General features: G+C 70.5%; 15 protein-coding genes. 2 read left to right on the forward strand and 13 right to left on the reverse strand.

Annotated elements, in window-relative coordinates; genetic code table 11:
• Positions 1–69: 69 nt before the first annotated feature.
• The 8 genes from H4W81_RS16755 to H4W81_RS16790 all read right to left on the reverse strand — a co-directional run bounded on the left by H4W81_RS16755 (position 70) and on the right by H4W81_RS16790 (position 5538).
• Positions 70–426 carry a hypothetical protein gene (locus H4W81_RS16755; RefSeq protein WP_192775667.1) on the reverse strand — a complete coding sequence of 119 codons (357 nt, stop codon included), beginning with the start codon at positions 424–426 and terminating at the stop codon, positions 70–72.
• A gap of 2 nt (positions 427–428) precedes the next feature.
• Entirely contained in the window at positions 429–1199 is a 771-nt protein-coding gene (locus H4W81_RS16760) for an FHA domain-containing protein (protein WP_192775668.1), read from the reverse strand.
• Positions 1200–1248: 49 nt separating this feature from the next.
• Entirely contained in the window at positions 1249–2109 is an 861-nt protein-coding gene (locus H4W81_RS16765; RefSeq protein ID WP_192775669.1) for a diacylglycerol/lipid kinase family protein, read from the reverse strand.
• 3 nt (positions 2110–2112) lie between these two features.
• Complete coding sequence (gene tatC / locus H4W81_RS16770; protein WP_192775670.1) at positions 2113–2946, reverse strand: twin-arginine translocase subunit TatC; 834 nt, start codon at positions 2944–2946, stop codon at positions 2113–2115.
• A gap of 31 nt (positions 2947–2977) precedes the next feature.
• Positions 2978–3307, reverse strand: a complete 330-nt coding sequence (gene tatA / locus H4W81_RS16775; protein WP_192775671.1) for a Sec-independent protein translocase subunit TatA — start codon at positions 3305–3307, stop codon at positions 2978–2980.
• A gap of 71 nt (positions 3308–3378) precedes the next feature.
• Entirely contained in the window at positions 3379–3558 is a 180-nt protein-coding gene (locus H4W81_RS16780) for a hypothetical protein (protein WP_192775672.1), read from the reverse strand.
• A complete protein-coding gene (locus H4W81_RS16785; protein WP_192775673.1) occupies positions 3555–4523 on the reverse strand; it encodes a helix-turn-helix transcriptional regulator in 969 nt (322 codons plus the stop codon). Before H4W81_RS16785 ends, H4W81_RS16780 begins: the two co-directional genes overlap by 4 nt.
• 67 nt (positions 4524–4590) lie before the next feature.
• On the reverse strand, positions 4591–5538 hold the full coding sequence (locus tag H4W81_RS16790; protein ID WP_192775674.1) for a helix-turn-helix transcriptional regulator: 948 nt from the start codon (positions 5536–5538) through the stop codon (positions 4591–4593).
• A gap of 39 nt (positions 5539–5577) precedes the next feature.
• Here H4W81_RS16790 and H4W81_RS16795 point away from each other — a divergent pair, with 39 nt between their 5' ends.
• Entirely contained in the window at positions 5578–6636 is a 1059-nt protein-coding gene (locus H4W81_RS16795; RefSeq protein ID WP_192775675.1) for a DUF3866 family protein, read from the forward strand.
• Between the two features lie 57 nt (positions 6637–6693).
• A complete protein-coding gene (locus H4W81_RS16800) occupies positions 6694–7887 on the forward strand; it encodes a monooxygenase (protein WP_192775676.1) in 1194 nt (397 codons plus the stop codon).
• On the opposite strand, the gene H4W81_RS16805 is transcribed toward H4W81_RS16800, so the two are convergent.
• The 5 genes from H4W81_RS16805 to pafA all read right to left on the reverse strand — a co-directional run bounded on the left by H4W81_RS16805 (position 7824) and on the right by pafA (position 12347).
• Positions 7824–8312: a DUF3291 domain-containing protein gene (locus tag H4W81_RS16805; RefSeq protein WP_192775677.1), complete on the reverse strand. Its 489-nt coding sequence runs from the start codon at positions 8310–8312 to the stop codon at positions 7824–7826. The two genes, H4W81_RS16800 and H4W81_RS16805, sit on opposite strands and share 64 nt — an antisense overlap.
• A gap of 13 nt (positions 8313–8325) precedes the next feature.
• Entirely contained in the window at positions 8326–8967 is a 642-nt protein-coding gene (locus tag H4W81_RS16810) for a helix-turn-helix transcriptional regulator (RefSeq protein ID WP_192775678.1), read from the reverse strand.
• A 20-nt stretch (positions 8968–8987) separates the two neighbouring features.
• Positions 8988–9878, reverse strand: a complete 891-nt coding sequence (locus tag H4W81_RS16815) for an FKBP-type peptidyl-prolyl cis-trans isomerase (RefSeq protein WP_192775679.1) — start codon at positions 9876–9878, stop codon at positions 8988–8990.
• 88 nt (positions 9879–9966) lie between these two features.
• Entirely contained in the window at positions 9967–10866 is a 900-nt protein-coding gene (locus H4W81_RS16820; protein ID WP_225958661.1) for an FKBP-type peptidyl-prolyl cis-trans isomerase, read from the reverse strand.
• A gap of 122 nt (positions 10867–10988) precedes the next feature.
• Positions 10989–12347, reverse strand: coding sequence for a Pup--protein ligase (gene pafA, locus H4W81_RS16825; RefSeq protein ID WP_192775681.1), 1359 nt, complete (start codon positions 12345–12347; stop codon positions 10989–10991).
• Positions 12348–12434 lie beyond the last annotated feature (87 nt).

Genomic DNA, 12434 nt, shown 5'->3' on the forward strand with positions numbered 1-12434 from the left:
ACCGGGAGCGCTGGGCCCGGGAGCCCATCGCGGCACGGGCGTCCCGGGCGAGCGCCTTTACAATGTAGATCAGAGGCCGATGAGCCGCAGGATCGGCGCACCCAGCGCGCCCAGCCAGTTGCACAGTGCCGCGAGCGGCTCGCGCAGCGCCGTCCCCGCCCCCGCGACCGCTCCGACGGCCTGCGCGATGCCGGTCAGCCGCCCCGCGATCGCCTGCCGGTCGGGCGCCGGGCCCTCCAGCTCGGCCCTGACGGCGTCGGCCTGCGCCGCCTGGCCCGCCATCCCCGCCGCTCTCAGCGCCTCGGCCAGCTGGGCGGCCCAGTCGGCCGGCTGACCCGCGACGAACGCCTGCTGGCCGCCGTAGATCGTCTGGTCCCCCGCGACGTTGTTGATGTTCCCCTGCTGCGAACCGATGTTGAAGACCACTGCTACCTCCGTACGGCGGGCGCGTTCCATGAGTGCCGGGGATCCACGTCGACCCTGCGCGCCCGCGCCGCTGCGACGATCTGCATGATCAGCCCGATCCAGAACAGGATGTTGCCGACGAAGCCGACGCCGAAGGCCACGAGCCCGATCGGCACCCCGAGGCCCACGTCGGGCCCGAACGGGAAGTCCTCGGGCATCCGCCCGCTGCTGAACGAGCTCTGGATGTCGCCCATGCCGCTGATCAGGAAATAGGCGTAGACCGCCGCGCCGCCGAACATCATCAGGACGCCCAGCCAGAACACCGTCCTGGCCTTGCTGCGGTAGGCGGCCACCTGGCGCAGGAAGCTGTCGCGCCGTTCGATGTAGTGGTTGTACTGGTTGCCCGCCACGTTGTTGAGCTGGTGCGCCTCCTGACTGCCGACGTGGTAGGCGACGGCTCTCGGCATGGCGGCCGTGTGGCCGCGCTCACCTGCCCCCGTGTCGTCCTCGTAGCGGGCGTGCACGGTGCCGAGCCGGACGACCTCCCCGTTGCGCAGCCGCCTGGGACTCGAGACCATTTCCCGCCCCACCATCGTGCCGTTGCGGGAGCCGAGGTCCTCGATCGTGACGCCGCCGCCCCCGATCGGCACGACGGCCGCGTGCGCGGCGCTGAGGTGCGGATCGTCCAGCCGCAGATCGGCGGCCGACCCGCGGCCGATCACCTGTCTGCGCTCCCCGACGGGCAGGATGGTCCCCTCCAGTCCGGGGGGATGGATGACGATCAGGCGAGGCATGCGTCCATGGTGAGCCGACCGGTGGGGGTGCGCCTGAGTAACCCACTACTCAAATCAGGACGCGCAGCGCTCCCGGCGACACGGCGCAGGTCAGCGGGAGCGGGCCGATCCGCTCGCCGTCGGCGTAGGCGACCACGCCGGGCGCCTCCAGCGTGACGGCGCGCGCTCGTAGCATGGTGACCGCGGGATGGGCGCCGTGCCCGCCGCGGTAGACGCTGGGGAAGGCGCGCACGAACGCGCCCTTGCCGACCGCGCCGAGGATCGTCACGTCGAGCAGCCCGTCGTCGGGCGCGGCGGTGGGGCAGATGCGCATGCCGGCGCCGTAGGAGCGGGTGTTGCCGACCGCCACCATCATCGCCTCCTGCTCGATCATCCGGTCGTCCAGGGTGATCCTGAAGGGGATGGGCCGGAAGGAGCGCAGCTCCCCCGCCGCGGCGAACAGGTATCTGGCCATGCCGGGCGGCCAGGTGAGGCCGTTGGCGCGCTCGTTGACCCTGGAGTCGAAGCCGCAGCACACCACGCTCGCGAACCACTCGTCGGGGCCGACGCGGGCGGCGTCGAGGGTTCGCGACCGGCCGCGCAGGATCGCCTCGACGGGGTCGCGCCCGGTCAGGCCGAGCGCGGCGGCGAAGTCGTTTCCGGTGCCGGCCGGGACGATGCCCAGCGGCACATCGGTGCCCGCCACGGCCTGGACGGCCAGATGGACCAGGCCGTCACCGCCGAAGGCGACCAGGGCGTCGGGACGCTCGGCCACCGCCGTACAGGCCCTCTCCAACGCGTCGGCGGGGCCGTCACCGACGATCACGCTCACCTCCGCCCCGCCCTGGCGCAGCCGTCGCACCAGCGGCGCGAGCAGCCGCAGCGTCCGGCCGCCGCGGGCGGCGGGGTTGACTAAGAGGGCCAGGTCCACCCGTCAGTCGTCCAGGTCGAGCGGGGCCGCCTCGTCGTCGGACAGCAGCGCGTCGGGATCCACCGGCCTGCGCCTCTCGCGCAGGTACATGAAGCCCTCGGCGGCGAAGTAGAGGATCACCATCGGAGCCGCCAGCGCCATCATCGTCAGCGGGTCACCGCCTGGGGTGATGATCGCGCCGAAGACGAACATCAGGAACACGACCGTGCGGCGGTGCTTCTTCACCGTGGCGTGCGAGAGCACCCCGATGACGTTGAGGAAGACCAGCATCAGCGGCAGCTCGAAGGAGACTCCGAAGATCACCAGCATGATCAGCACGTAGTCGAGGTACTCGTTGATCTGGATGGCGGCGACGGTGTCGGCGGGCATGAAGCCCAGCAGGATCGCCAGGCTGGTGTCCATGATGATGTAAGCGAGCGCGGCGCCGAGCAGGAACAGCGGGACCGCGATCGACAGGAACGTCACGCTGTAGCGCTTCTCGTTGCGGTAGAGCGCGGGGGTGACGAAGGCCCAGATCTGGTAGATCCAGACCGGCGAGGACACCAGGATGCCCACCATCGCCGAGACCTTCAGCGTGGTGAAGAACGACTGGAAGATGCCGCCGGTGACCAGCGTGCACTGTCCTGGGCGCAGCTGCTGGGCCGCGGCGTTATCGCAGAACGGCTCTTTCAGGAAGACCCAGACCGGCTCGAAGAAGAGGAAGCCGACGATGACACCGACGATGAGCGCGAGGATGGCGTAGACGAGCCTGTTGCGCAACTCGCGCAGATGCTCCATGAGGGGCATGCGCCCCTCATCGTCGACGGCGGCCTTGTTCGGCCGTTTGAGCAGCGCCATTCAGCAGTCCCTGGTGAGGTGGGGGTGTGAGTCAGGCGTTCTTGTTGGCCGAGGCCTGGGAGCGCAGCTTCGCGGCCTGCTCCTCGAGCTGACGGGCCTGCTCCTCAGGAGTCTGCGCGGCCGCGACCGGCAGCGGCTGGACGGGCTGGGCTTGCGGCTGGGCCTGAGCGGTCGCCTGGGTGGTCTGCGTCGCCGAGTGCTCGTCGTCGTCATCGTCGCGCAGCTTGGCGGTCTCGGCCTTGAAGATGCGCAGCGACTTGCCCACGCCCCGCGCCATCTCCGGCATCTTCTTGGCCCCGAACAGCAGGACCAGGACGCCGGCGATGATCAGCAGCTCAGGCACTCCGAGGTTTGAGAACATGGAACATCCTTATTGAGCGAGGTGCAATCTCACGGTCGATCGTACGCTGCCGAAGGCGCAGACTCATCCCCTCAGTTCCCGTTCGCCCCATTTCGGGCACGCAATGTTTCCCTGGCGGCCGTGAGCTGGGCACTTGCCCGCCGTACCTCGGCACTCAACCGCCTCGTGGCGACCAGCACCCTGGCGGTCACGACCGCCAGCACGGTGAGTCCGGCCACGCCCAGGGCGACCGCCACGTAGATCCAGCTCATGACGCCCGAGCGTACAGGGCGAGCGCCCGCTCGGCCTCCTGCTGCACCCTCGCCGCCATGGCCGGCGGCGAGACGATCCGCCCCGTGTCGCCCAGGCGCAGGACCAGCTTGAGCGTCCAGTCCTCGTCGCGGGCGCGAAGCGTGACGCGCAGCCGCCCCTCCCCCAGCTCCTCGACCTGCTCGCACGGGTAGTACTCGGCCACCCAGCGCCCGGCGGCCGTCACCTCCAGCACGACCAGCTCGTCGGTGGGCGAGGGCCGGAAGACGCCCTGCGTGACGTCGATCGGCTCGGCGCCGGCCGGCGGGTCGGCGGGCACGTCGAGCACCTCGACCGTCAGCATCCTGTCGAGTCTGAACAGCCGCATCGCCTCGGCCCGGTAGCACCAGCCCTCCAGGTAGGTACGGCCGTCGGCCATGACCAGACGGGTCGGGTCGACCTCGCGGGGCGTCACCTCGTCGCGGCCGGGCACGTAGTAGCGCAGCGACAGCCTCCGCTTGCCGGTCAGCGCCTCGCGCACCCTCGCGGCCGCGTCGGGCGCGGACTCCACGTCGACGGCGAACTGGCTGCTGACCGCCGCCGCGCCCTCGCCCGCCGCCTGCTCCAGCTTGGCCACCACGCGGGGCAGCGCGTCGCCGTGGGCGAACTCGGCCAGCTCCGGCGTGGCCGCCAGCATCCGCAGGGCCACGAGCAGCGCGCTGGCCTCGTCGATGCCGAGACGCAGCGGGCGGGCGATGGTGTCGGCGTTGTCGATGATGATCTCGCCGCCGTCCCACGAGACGTCGATCAGGTCGCCGGGGGTGTGCCCCGGCAGCCCGCACATCCACACCAGCTGCAGGTCGTCGATGAGCTGCTTCTCGCTCAGCCCGAACACCGCCGCCACCTCGCCGACCTGCGCCCCCGGATGGGACATCAGGTACGGCACCAGCGCCAGCAGCCTCGGCAGCCGATCCGCGGTCGAGCTCATGCGTCCTCCTTCGTCGGCCGCATGAGCTCGACGAGGCTGTGTTCGATTGATCGCTCGCGATGCTCGCTCATGCCAGTGCCCCCTTCAGTCGCGCGATCACGGCCTCCCTGGCGTCGGGCGGCTCCACCACCACGACGTCGGCGCCGAGGCTCGCGATCCACCCGGCCAGCCGCTCGGGATCGGCGAAGACCAGCTCCACCGTGTCCCATCCGTCGTCCCCTTCGCGTACGGCGCGCGCGACCTGCCGCAGCCCCTCGCAGGCGCCCTGCCGTACCCGCAGGACGGCGGTCCGCTCCTCCATCGCCTCCTCGGGGAAGCCGACCATCGAGCGCAGGTCCACCCCTTCGGGCACCTCGACCACGCCGGGGCGGCCGATGGCGGCGACCTGGCCGGAGATGCGGCTGAGCCGGAAGACGCGCGGCGCCTGCCTGTCGCGGTCGAAGCCCGCCACGTACCACTTGCCCCTGCGGCTGATGACGCCCCACGGCTCGACCGTGCGCGTGCGCACCGACTCCCCCGCGGCGGGGCGGTAGTCGAACCTGACGACCCGCCTGTCGCGCACCGCCTCCCAGAGGGCGGGGAAGGACGGGTCGCGGGTGTCGACGCGCAGCTCCAGCGCCTCGCCGGGACCGGCGTCGGTGGCCACGCCGCCCGCACGCAGCTTCAGCAGCGCGCCACTGGCCGCCTCGGCCAGGCTGGCCCGCTGCCACACCTGCGCGGCCAGGCCCAGCACGGCGGCCTCGTCGGGCTCCAGCGTGATCTCGGGCAGCTCGTAGGCCTCGCGCTGGATCCGGTAGCCCGGCTCGTCCTCCCACGGGTCGCGATGGACCTCGATCGGGATGCCGATCTCGCGCAGCTCGTTCTTGTCGCGCTCGAACATCCGCTGGAAGGCCTCGTCGCCGTCGCGGTCGTAGCCGGGCACGGCCTGGCGGATCTGCTCGGCCGACAGCGGCCGGCGCGTCGCGAGCAGGCAGATCACAAGATTGAGCAACCGCTCTGTCTTACGGCGCGACATCTGCCCTTCTCCTCACTCGTTCGACGCTACCCTGCCTCCGTGATCAGATGGCGCAAGGGCGAGGTTGTCGGGATCCGGCGCGAGTGGCCGGGAGCTGTGGAGCTCGAGGTCACCGTCCCGGAGGGGACGTGCAGGGCGCTGGCCTATCCCCGGCTGGTGGGGCGCCCTGAACCGGGTGACGAGGTGCTGCTCAACACGACCGCACTCGCGATGGGTCTCGGTACGGGAGGTTACGCCATGGTGGTGGCCGTCCCGAACAGATTGCCGGAAGATCCTGACGGTCCCGGTCACCTGGTGAAGGCCCGCTACACCCCTTTGCAGGCCACCGTGCTCGGCGCGGACGAGCAGGACTCCCCCTTCCACGAGCTGCTGCGCGAGGCCGACAGCCTCGAGGGGATGCCCGTCGTGGTGGCCGACCTGCACTCGGCGCTGCCGCCGATCCTGTGCGGGATGCGGCCGCTGCCCAGGGTCGCCTACGTGATGCTGGACGGCGGCGCGCTGCCCGCCTGGTTCTCCATGGCCTGTGCGAAGCTGCGTGAGGTCGGCTGGCTGGCCGGTGTGGTGACCGTGGGCCAGTCCTTCGGCGGCGACGTGGAGGCCGTCACCACCCACACCGGGCTGCTGGCCGCCAAGCACGTCCTGAACGCCGACGTGGCGATCGTCACCCAGGGGCCGGGCAACCTCGGCACCGGCACCCGGTGGGGGTTCTCGGGGGTGTCGGCTGGCGAGGCGGTCAACGCCGCCGCCGTGCTGGACGGCCGTCCCGTCGCGGCGCTGCGGATCAGCGAGGGGGACACGCGCGAGCGGCACATCGGCGTCTCGCACCATTCGCTGACCGCCTACGGCAGGGTGGCGCTGACGACCGCCCAGGTGGTCGTGCCCGAGCTGCCGGGCGAGTTCGGCGAGCGCGTGCGCGACCAGGCCGAGCTGCTGGCCGTACGGCACGAGCTGGTCTCGGTCCCGGTCGACGGGCTGTACGAGGCGCTGCTCGACTCGCCGGTCAGGCTGTCGACGATGGGGCGGGGCCTGGAGGAGGACCTGGCCTACTTCCTGGCCTCTGCCGCGGCCGGACGGCACGCGGTCACACTTCTGGGGTAGCGCCGGTTCATCCCATGGGTTGAGGACACGACCGATCCTCGCGGGGATCGTGGACTGATGAAGCGAACGCGCATCGCGCTGCTCACGATCCTGGCGCTGGTCGTGACCGCCTGCGGGGCGGGCGGCGCCGCCTCCGGCAGCGGTCCCGGCGACCACCGGAGCAGCGCTCACAGCAGCTCTCCCAGTGGCACTCCCAGTGGCGCTCACAGTGGCCTGCACGGCACCCCCACCGCCGCCCCTGTCACAGCGCCGCCGCGCGGTGGCGAGCGCTTCGTCACGGTGACGATGCCCAAGCCCTACACGCCCAAGCCGCCCAACGGCGGCACCGACGAGTACCGCTGCTTCCTCATCGATCCCGGCCTGGAGGACGGCGACACCTTCCTGACCGGCACCCAGTTCGCCGCGCAGAACGCCGACGTGGTGCACCACGCCATCCTGTTCAGGGTCGACGCCGACAAGATCGCGGGCGTGCGCGCCCACGACGCCAAGGAGCCCGGCGAGGGCTGGGGCTGCTTCGGCGACGCGGGCGTGGGCGACGCCGACTGGATCGGCCACTGGGCGCCGGGAACCAGCGAGATCCTGCTCGATCCGAAACTCGGCTACCCGATGGCGGCGGGCAGCGCGCTGATCATGCAGGTGCACTACAGCACGCTGGCCATCGGGGACCGTCCCGCCGGCAGCGACCAGTCGAGCGTCAGGCTGCGCCTGACCACCGGCAAGCTGACGCCGCTGCGCACCGAGCTGTTCATGGCCCCCATCGAGCTGCCCTGCACGGCTGAGGAGAAGGGCCCGCTGTGCGAGCGCGAGGCCGCCATCGCCGACGTGAGCAGGCGCTTCAGCCTCGATGCCAAGGAGCAGACCTCCGGGTTGGTGCAGTGGTGCTCGGGCGGCAAGCCCAAGCCCGGGCCCACCCAGCACTGCGATATGCCGGTCGAGGAGCCCGCCACGCTGCACGCGCTGGCCGGGCACATGCACCTGCTGGGCCGCTCCATCAAGGTGGAGCTGAACCCCGGCAAGCCCGGCGCGCAGACGCTGCTCGACGTGCCCGAGTACGACTTCGACAACCAGGCGCTGCGGCCGCTGGCCAAGCCCGTCACGGTCAAGCCCGGTGACACGATCCGCACCACCTGCACCCACGACGCCGCGCTGCGCGCCAAGCTGCCGCTGCTGCGCGACCTGCCGCCGCGCTATGTGGTCTGGGGCGAGGGCACCCAGGACGAGATGTGTCTCGGCATCGTGGTCGCCTCGTAGAAGTTCTTGAACGTGAACGCCTCGGGGCCGGGCCCCTCGGCCCTGAGGCGGTCCAGGCGCCCCATGCCCTCGGCGAGCGTCGGGATCGTCCCCACGGGGATCCACCACATCGCGCTGTACGGCTCGGCGACGCGCAGGAACCACTCCCTGCGCCGCTTGAGCACCGCCATGTGGGAGCTCTTGTAGACGAAGTTCCACAGCGTCTCGCGCGACTCCCACACCGAGAAGTTGATCACCAGGTGATCGCCGTAGTCGTGCTGGACGGTGGCGGTCGGATCCGCCTCGTCCTCCTTCAGCCGCCACACGAACCCCGGTGCGGCATCGGAGACCCGGTTGACCGGCTCCAGGTTGGCGACGAAGTCGGCGAGTTCCGGCGAGTCGAGAGGGGCGCGCAGGTGCGCGACGTTCAGCTGGGCGAGATGCATGGACCCTACTATGTCAATTCTCGTTGGTTTTAGAAAGGGTGACGCAGCATTCGCCGGGCCGCGGGTCGAGCCTGGCCCGCCCGGGATCCTGGCCGAGGCCCTCCAGCAGCCCCTGGCACAGCGCCAGGTTCATCGAGCACACCAGCAGCGGCTGCTCCTCCGCCAGCGCGTGGAAGGGGCAGTTGCGCTGCCTGACCTCCCCCTCCTCGGTGTAGGGCTCGTACCCGCGCTCGCGCAGCACCTCCGCCACATCGGCCGCGCCCCCTCGCGCGGCGGCCAGCCTGCGCCCCAGCCCGCGGGCGGCCTCCTCGGCCTGCTCCTCGCCGCCCAGCAGGTCGACGACCTCGGCCAGCACCGAGGCGAGCGAGCCGTAGTCGCGAGGGGGCAGGCTCACCGACAGCTCCACGCCCGCCCTGCGGTAGACCTTCGCCGGACGGCCGCTGCCGGGCCCCTTGCGCTCCTGCGGCCGGAAGGCGGCCTCCAGCAGCCCCGCCTCGACCAGCTTGTCGAGATGATGGGCCGCCAGCGTCCTGGACACTCCCGCGGCCTCGGCCGCCTCGCCGCGGCCCACCTCACCGCCGCTGGCCGCCACGAACGCGTACAGGCTGCGGCGGACGGGATCGCTCAGCTGGGACAGGGCCTCGAGGTCGCTCACAGCGGGGAGTCTACGAGCCCCTAGTAGGCGGCCAGCACGTCCACGACGAACACCAGCGTGTCAGCCCCGGTGATGCCGAACTGTGGGTGGCCCGTCGCGCCGTAGCCGTGGGAGGGCGGGACGATCATCAGCACCCTGCTGCCGGTCGGGACGCCGACGAGCGCGCGGTCCCAGCCCTTGATGACGCTCCCCTCACCGATCTTGAACGCCTTGGGCTGACCCGACTTCCAGGTGGAGTCGAAGACCTTCCTGCTCCCCCACACCGCGCCCTCGTGCTGGGTGACCAGCAGCTGCCCCGCCTTCGTCCTGGGCCCGTCGCCGCGCTCGAGCACCTTCGCGGCGAAGGCGCGGGGCGCGGGGCCCGCGGGGATGGACAGCCTCGGGCGGCCCTCGCCGCTCACCCTGACCCCGCCCAGGGCGCCCGTCCCCGAGGCGTGGGCGTTCCTGGCGTGGGCACCGAGGATATCGATCACGTAGAACAGCTCGTCGTCGGGGCCGATGCCCTGCGGCGGGTTGGCGCCGAAGCCGTCCTTGGGCGGGATCGCGGCGATCACCCTGCTGCCCACCGCGCGGCCCTGCAGCGCCTTGTCCAGGCCCGGCAGCAGCTGCCCGACGGGGAAGGCCGCCGGCGTGCCGCGGTTGAAGCTGGAGTCGACCAGGCGGTTCTCCCTGCCGTCCCAGATGTGCGCGGTGTACTGCACGATCGCCACGTCGTTCTTGCCCAGCTTCGCGCCCTTGCCCGCGGTGAGCTGGTCGATCTGCAGGTCGGCCGAGGGCTTGCCGGCCGGGAAGACGATGGTCGGCTTGGCCCCGAACTCCCCGCCCACCTTCAGGTCGAGATCGTCACCGGCGGAGGCGCCCGTGCACGCGGTCAGCAGCGCCAGCGGCACCAGCAGCAGGAGCAGGCGCATGGACGTCCTCCCTGAGACACACCCGTCGGACACGAAGGCCCGGCGGCAGAGAGTCTGCCACCGGGCCACCGGTCTATCAGATTTCGTGTCAGTAGGCGGCCAGAACGTCCACCACGAACACCAGCGTGCTGCTGGCCGGGATGGTGCCGGAGTCCTTGTCGCCGTAGCCCAGGTTCGGCGGGATCACCAGCAGCAGGCGGCTGCCGACCTTGGCGCCCTCGAGCGCCTGGTCCCAGCCCTTGATGACCTGGCCGGTGCCGACGCCCTGCAGGGTGAACGGGTCCTTGCCCCAGCTGGAGTCGAACTGCTTGTCGCTGCCCCAGAGCTTGCCCGTGTAGTGGACGACGACCGACTGGTTCTTCTGGACGGCCGGGCCGGTGCCCTCGATGACCGTCTTGTTGATCAGCTTGGCCGGCGGCTTGTCAGCGGTCTTGGTGGTCAGCACCGGCGCGGCGTCGCCCCCGGGGTTGGTCAGCTTCACGCCCTTGACCTTGGGGTCCTTCGCCTCGCCCCGCGCCGCCTTGGGCAGCGTGGAGACCAGATCGAAGACGAACACCCGCGGCTTGGAGGTGTCGACGCCGTTCTGCTTGGCCTGGGCCAGCTCCTGCTCGGTGTAGCTGTCGTTGGCCACGACGGTCATGAAGCGGCCGCCGAGCTTGGTCTTGCCGAAGCCGTCGATCATCACCTTCGGCATGTTGTCGTTGACGGTGATCGGCTCGGTCTTCTTGGTGTCGTAGGTCGAGCCCTCGAGCGTGTTCTGCTTGCCGTCCCAGCTCCAGACGGACAGGTTCACGAACACGGTGTCGCCCTTGGCGACACCGGCGCCCGTGCCGGGGCTCAGCACCTCCATCGACGACTTCTTGGCGGGGTCGCCGGCGGGGAAGGTCACCGTGGGCTTGGCGCCCACGTTTCCGGTGACCTTCGGCCCCGACGCCGCTGCGGGCGCGTCACTGGCGGGCTGCGTGCCGCACGCTGCGGCGAAGATCAAAGGCACTGCTGCAAGTACGGCCAGGCGGCGGCGCATGGAGTTCCCTCAAGGAAGTCGGACAGGTTCGCGTCACCCTACCCGACCCCCGTGTACGACCTTGATAAGTAACCGGTAAACGGTTCTCACATTCCGGCGATGAGCTTGTCCACCCTCTCGTCGACGCTGCGGAAGGGGTCCTTGCACAGCACGGTGCGCTGCGCCTGGTCGTTGAGCTTGAGGTGCACCCAGTCGACGGTGAAGTCGCGCCGCTTCTCCTGCGCCTTGCGGATGAACTCCCCGCGCAGCCGCGCCCTGGTGGTCTGCGGCGGCACCGACTTGGCCTCGAAGATCTTGAGGTCGGAGGCCACCCGCTCGACCGCGCCGCGCTTCTGCAGCAGGTAGTAGAGGCCGCGCCGGCGGTGCACGTCGTGGTAGGCCAGGTCGAGCTGGGCCACCCGCGGGCTGGACAGCGGCAGGTCGTACTTCTTCCGGTAGCGCTCGATGAGCTGGTACTTCGTCACCCAGTCGATCTCGCGGGAGACGAGATCGAGGTTGCCGGTCTCGACCGCGCGCAGCGTGCGCTCCCACAGCTCGAGCACCCTGCGCGCGATGGGGTCGCCGCCGCGCCTGTCGACGAAGTCCTTGGCCTTGGTGAGGTACTCCTGCTGGATCTCCAGCGAGGAGGCCTCGCGCCCGTTGGCCAGGCGGACCCTGCGGCGTCCGGTCATGTCGTGGGAGACCTCGCGGATGGCCCTGATCGGGTTCTCAAGCGACAGGTCGCGCATCACCGTGCCCGCCTCGATCATCCGCAGCACCAGGTCGGTGGCGCCGACCTTGAGCAGCATCGTCGACTCGCTCATGTTGGAGTCGCCGACGATGACGTGCAGCCTGCGGAAGCGCTCGGCGTCGGCGTGCGGCTCGTCGCGCGTGTTGATGATCGGCCTGGACCTGGTCGTGGCGCTGGAGACGCCCTCCCAGATGTGCTCGGCCCGCTGCGAGACGCAGTAGACCGCGCCGCGCGGCGTCTGCAGCACCTTGCCGGCGCCGCAGATGATCTGCCGGGTGACCAGGAACGGGATCAGCACGTCGGCCAGGCGGCCGAACTCGCCGTGCCTGCCGACCAGATAGTTCTCGTGACAGCCGTAGGAGTTGCCGGCTGAGTCGGTGTTGTTCTTGAACAGGTAGATGTCACCGGCGATGCCCTCTTCGCGCAGCCGCTTCTCGGCGTCGACGAGCAGGCCCTCGAGGATGCGCTCGCCCGCCTTGTCGTGGGTGACGAGCTCGATGACGTTGTCACACTCTGGTGTTGCGTACTCGGGGTGGCTGCCCACGTCGAGATAGAGACGCGCGCCGTTGCGGAGGAAGACATTGCTCGATCGGCCCCAGGAGACGACCCGGCGGAACAGGTAGCGGGCGACCTCGTCCGGAGACAGCCTGCGCTGCCCCCTGAACGTGCAGGTCACGCCGTACTCGTTCTCCAGCCCGAAGATGCGACGATCCATCACCTCACACTAGTTCCCCGAAAAGGCCAGCGGGAGAGATCTTCGCGTGTTTCGGTTTTCTTTCAATTACCGAGCGCGTTGCCCGAC

Source organism: Nonomuraea africana (assembly GCF_014873535.1).
GTDB lineage: Bacteria > Actinomycetota > Actinomycetes > Streptosporangiales > Streptosporangiaceae > Nonomuraea > Nonomuraea africana.

Bases quoted from the DNA above. Each gene is read 5' to 3' on its own strand.
- H4W81_RS16780 (WP_192775672.1), bottom strand. From the start codon at position 3,558: ATGAGCTGGATCTACGTGGCGGTCGCCCTGGGCGTGGCCGGACTCACC.
- tatC (WP_192775670.1), bottom strand. From the start codon at position 2,946: ATGGCGCTGCTCAAACGGCCGAACAAGGCCGCCGTCGACGATGAGGGG.
- pafA (WP_192775681.1), bottom strand. From the start codon at position 12,347: ATGGATCGTCGCATCTTCGGGCTGGAGAACGAGTACGGCGTGACCTGC.
- H4W81_RS16790 (WP_192775674.1), bottom strand. From the start codon at position 5,538: ATGTCGCGCCGTAAGACAGAGCGGTTGCTCAATCTTGTGATCTGCCTG.
- H4W81_RS16805 (WP_192775677.1), bottom strand. From the start codon at position 8,312: ATGCATCTCGCCCAGCTGAACGTCGCGCACCTGCGCGCCCCTCTCGAC.
- tatA (WP_192775671.1), bottom strand. From the start codon at position 3,307: ATGTTCTCAAACCTCGGAGTGCCTGAGCTGCTGATCATCGCCGGCGTC.
- H4W81_RS16785 (WP_192775673.1), bottom strand. From the start codon at position 4,523: ATGAGCTCGACCGCGGATCGGCTGCCGAGGCTGCTGGCGCTGGTGCCG.
- H4W81_RS16815 (WP_192775679.1), bottom strand. From the start codon at position 9,878: ATGCGCCTGCTCCTGCTGCTGGTGCCGCTGGCGCTGCTGACCGCGTGC.
- H4W81_RS16800 (WP_192775676.1), top strand. From the start codon at position 6,694: ATGAAGCGAACGCGCATCGCGCTGCTCACGATCCTGGCGCTGGTCGTG.
- H4W81_RS16760 (WP_192775668.1), bottom strand. From the start codon at position 1,199: ATGCCTCGCCTGATCGTCATCCATCCCCCCGGACTGGAGGGGACCATC.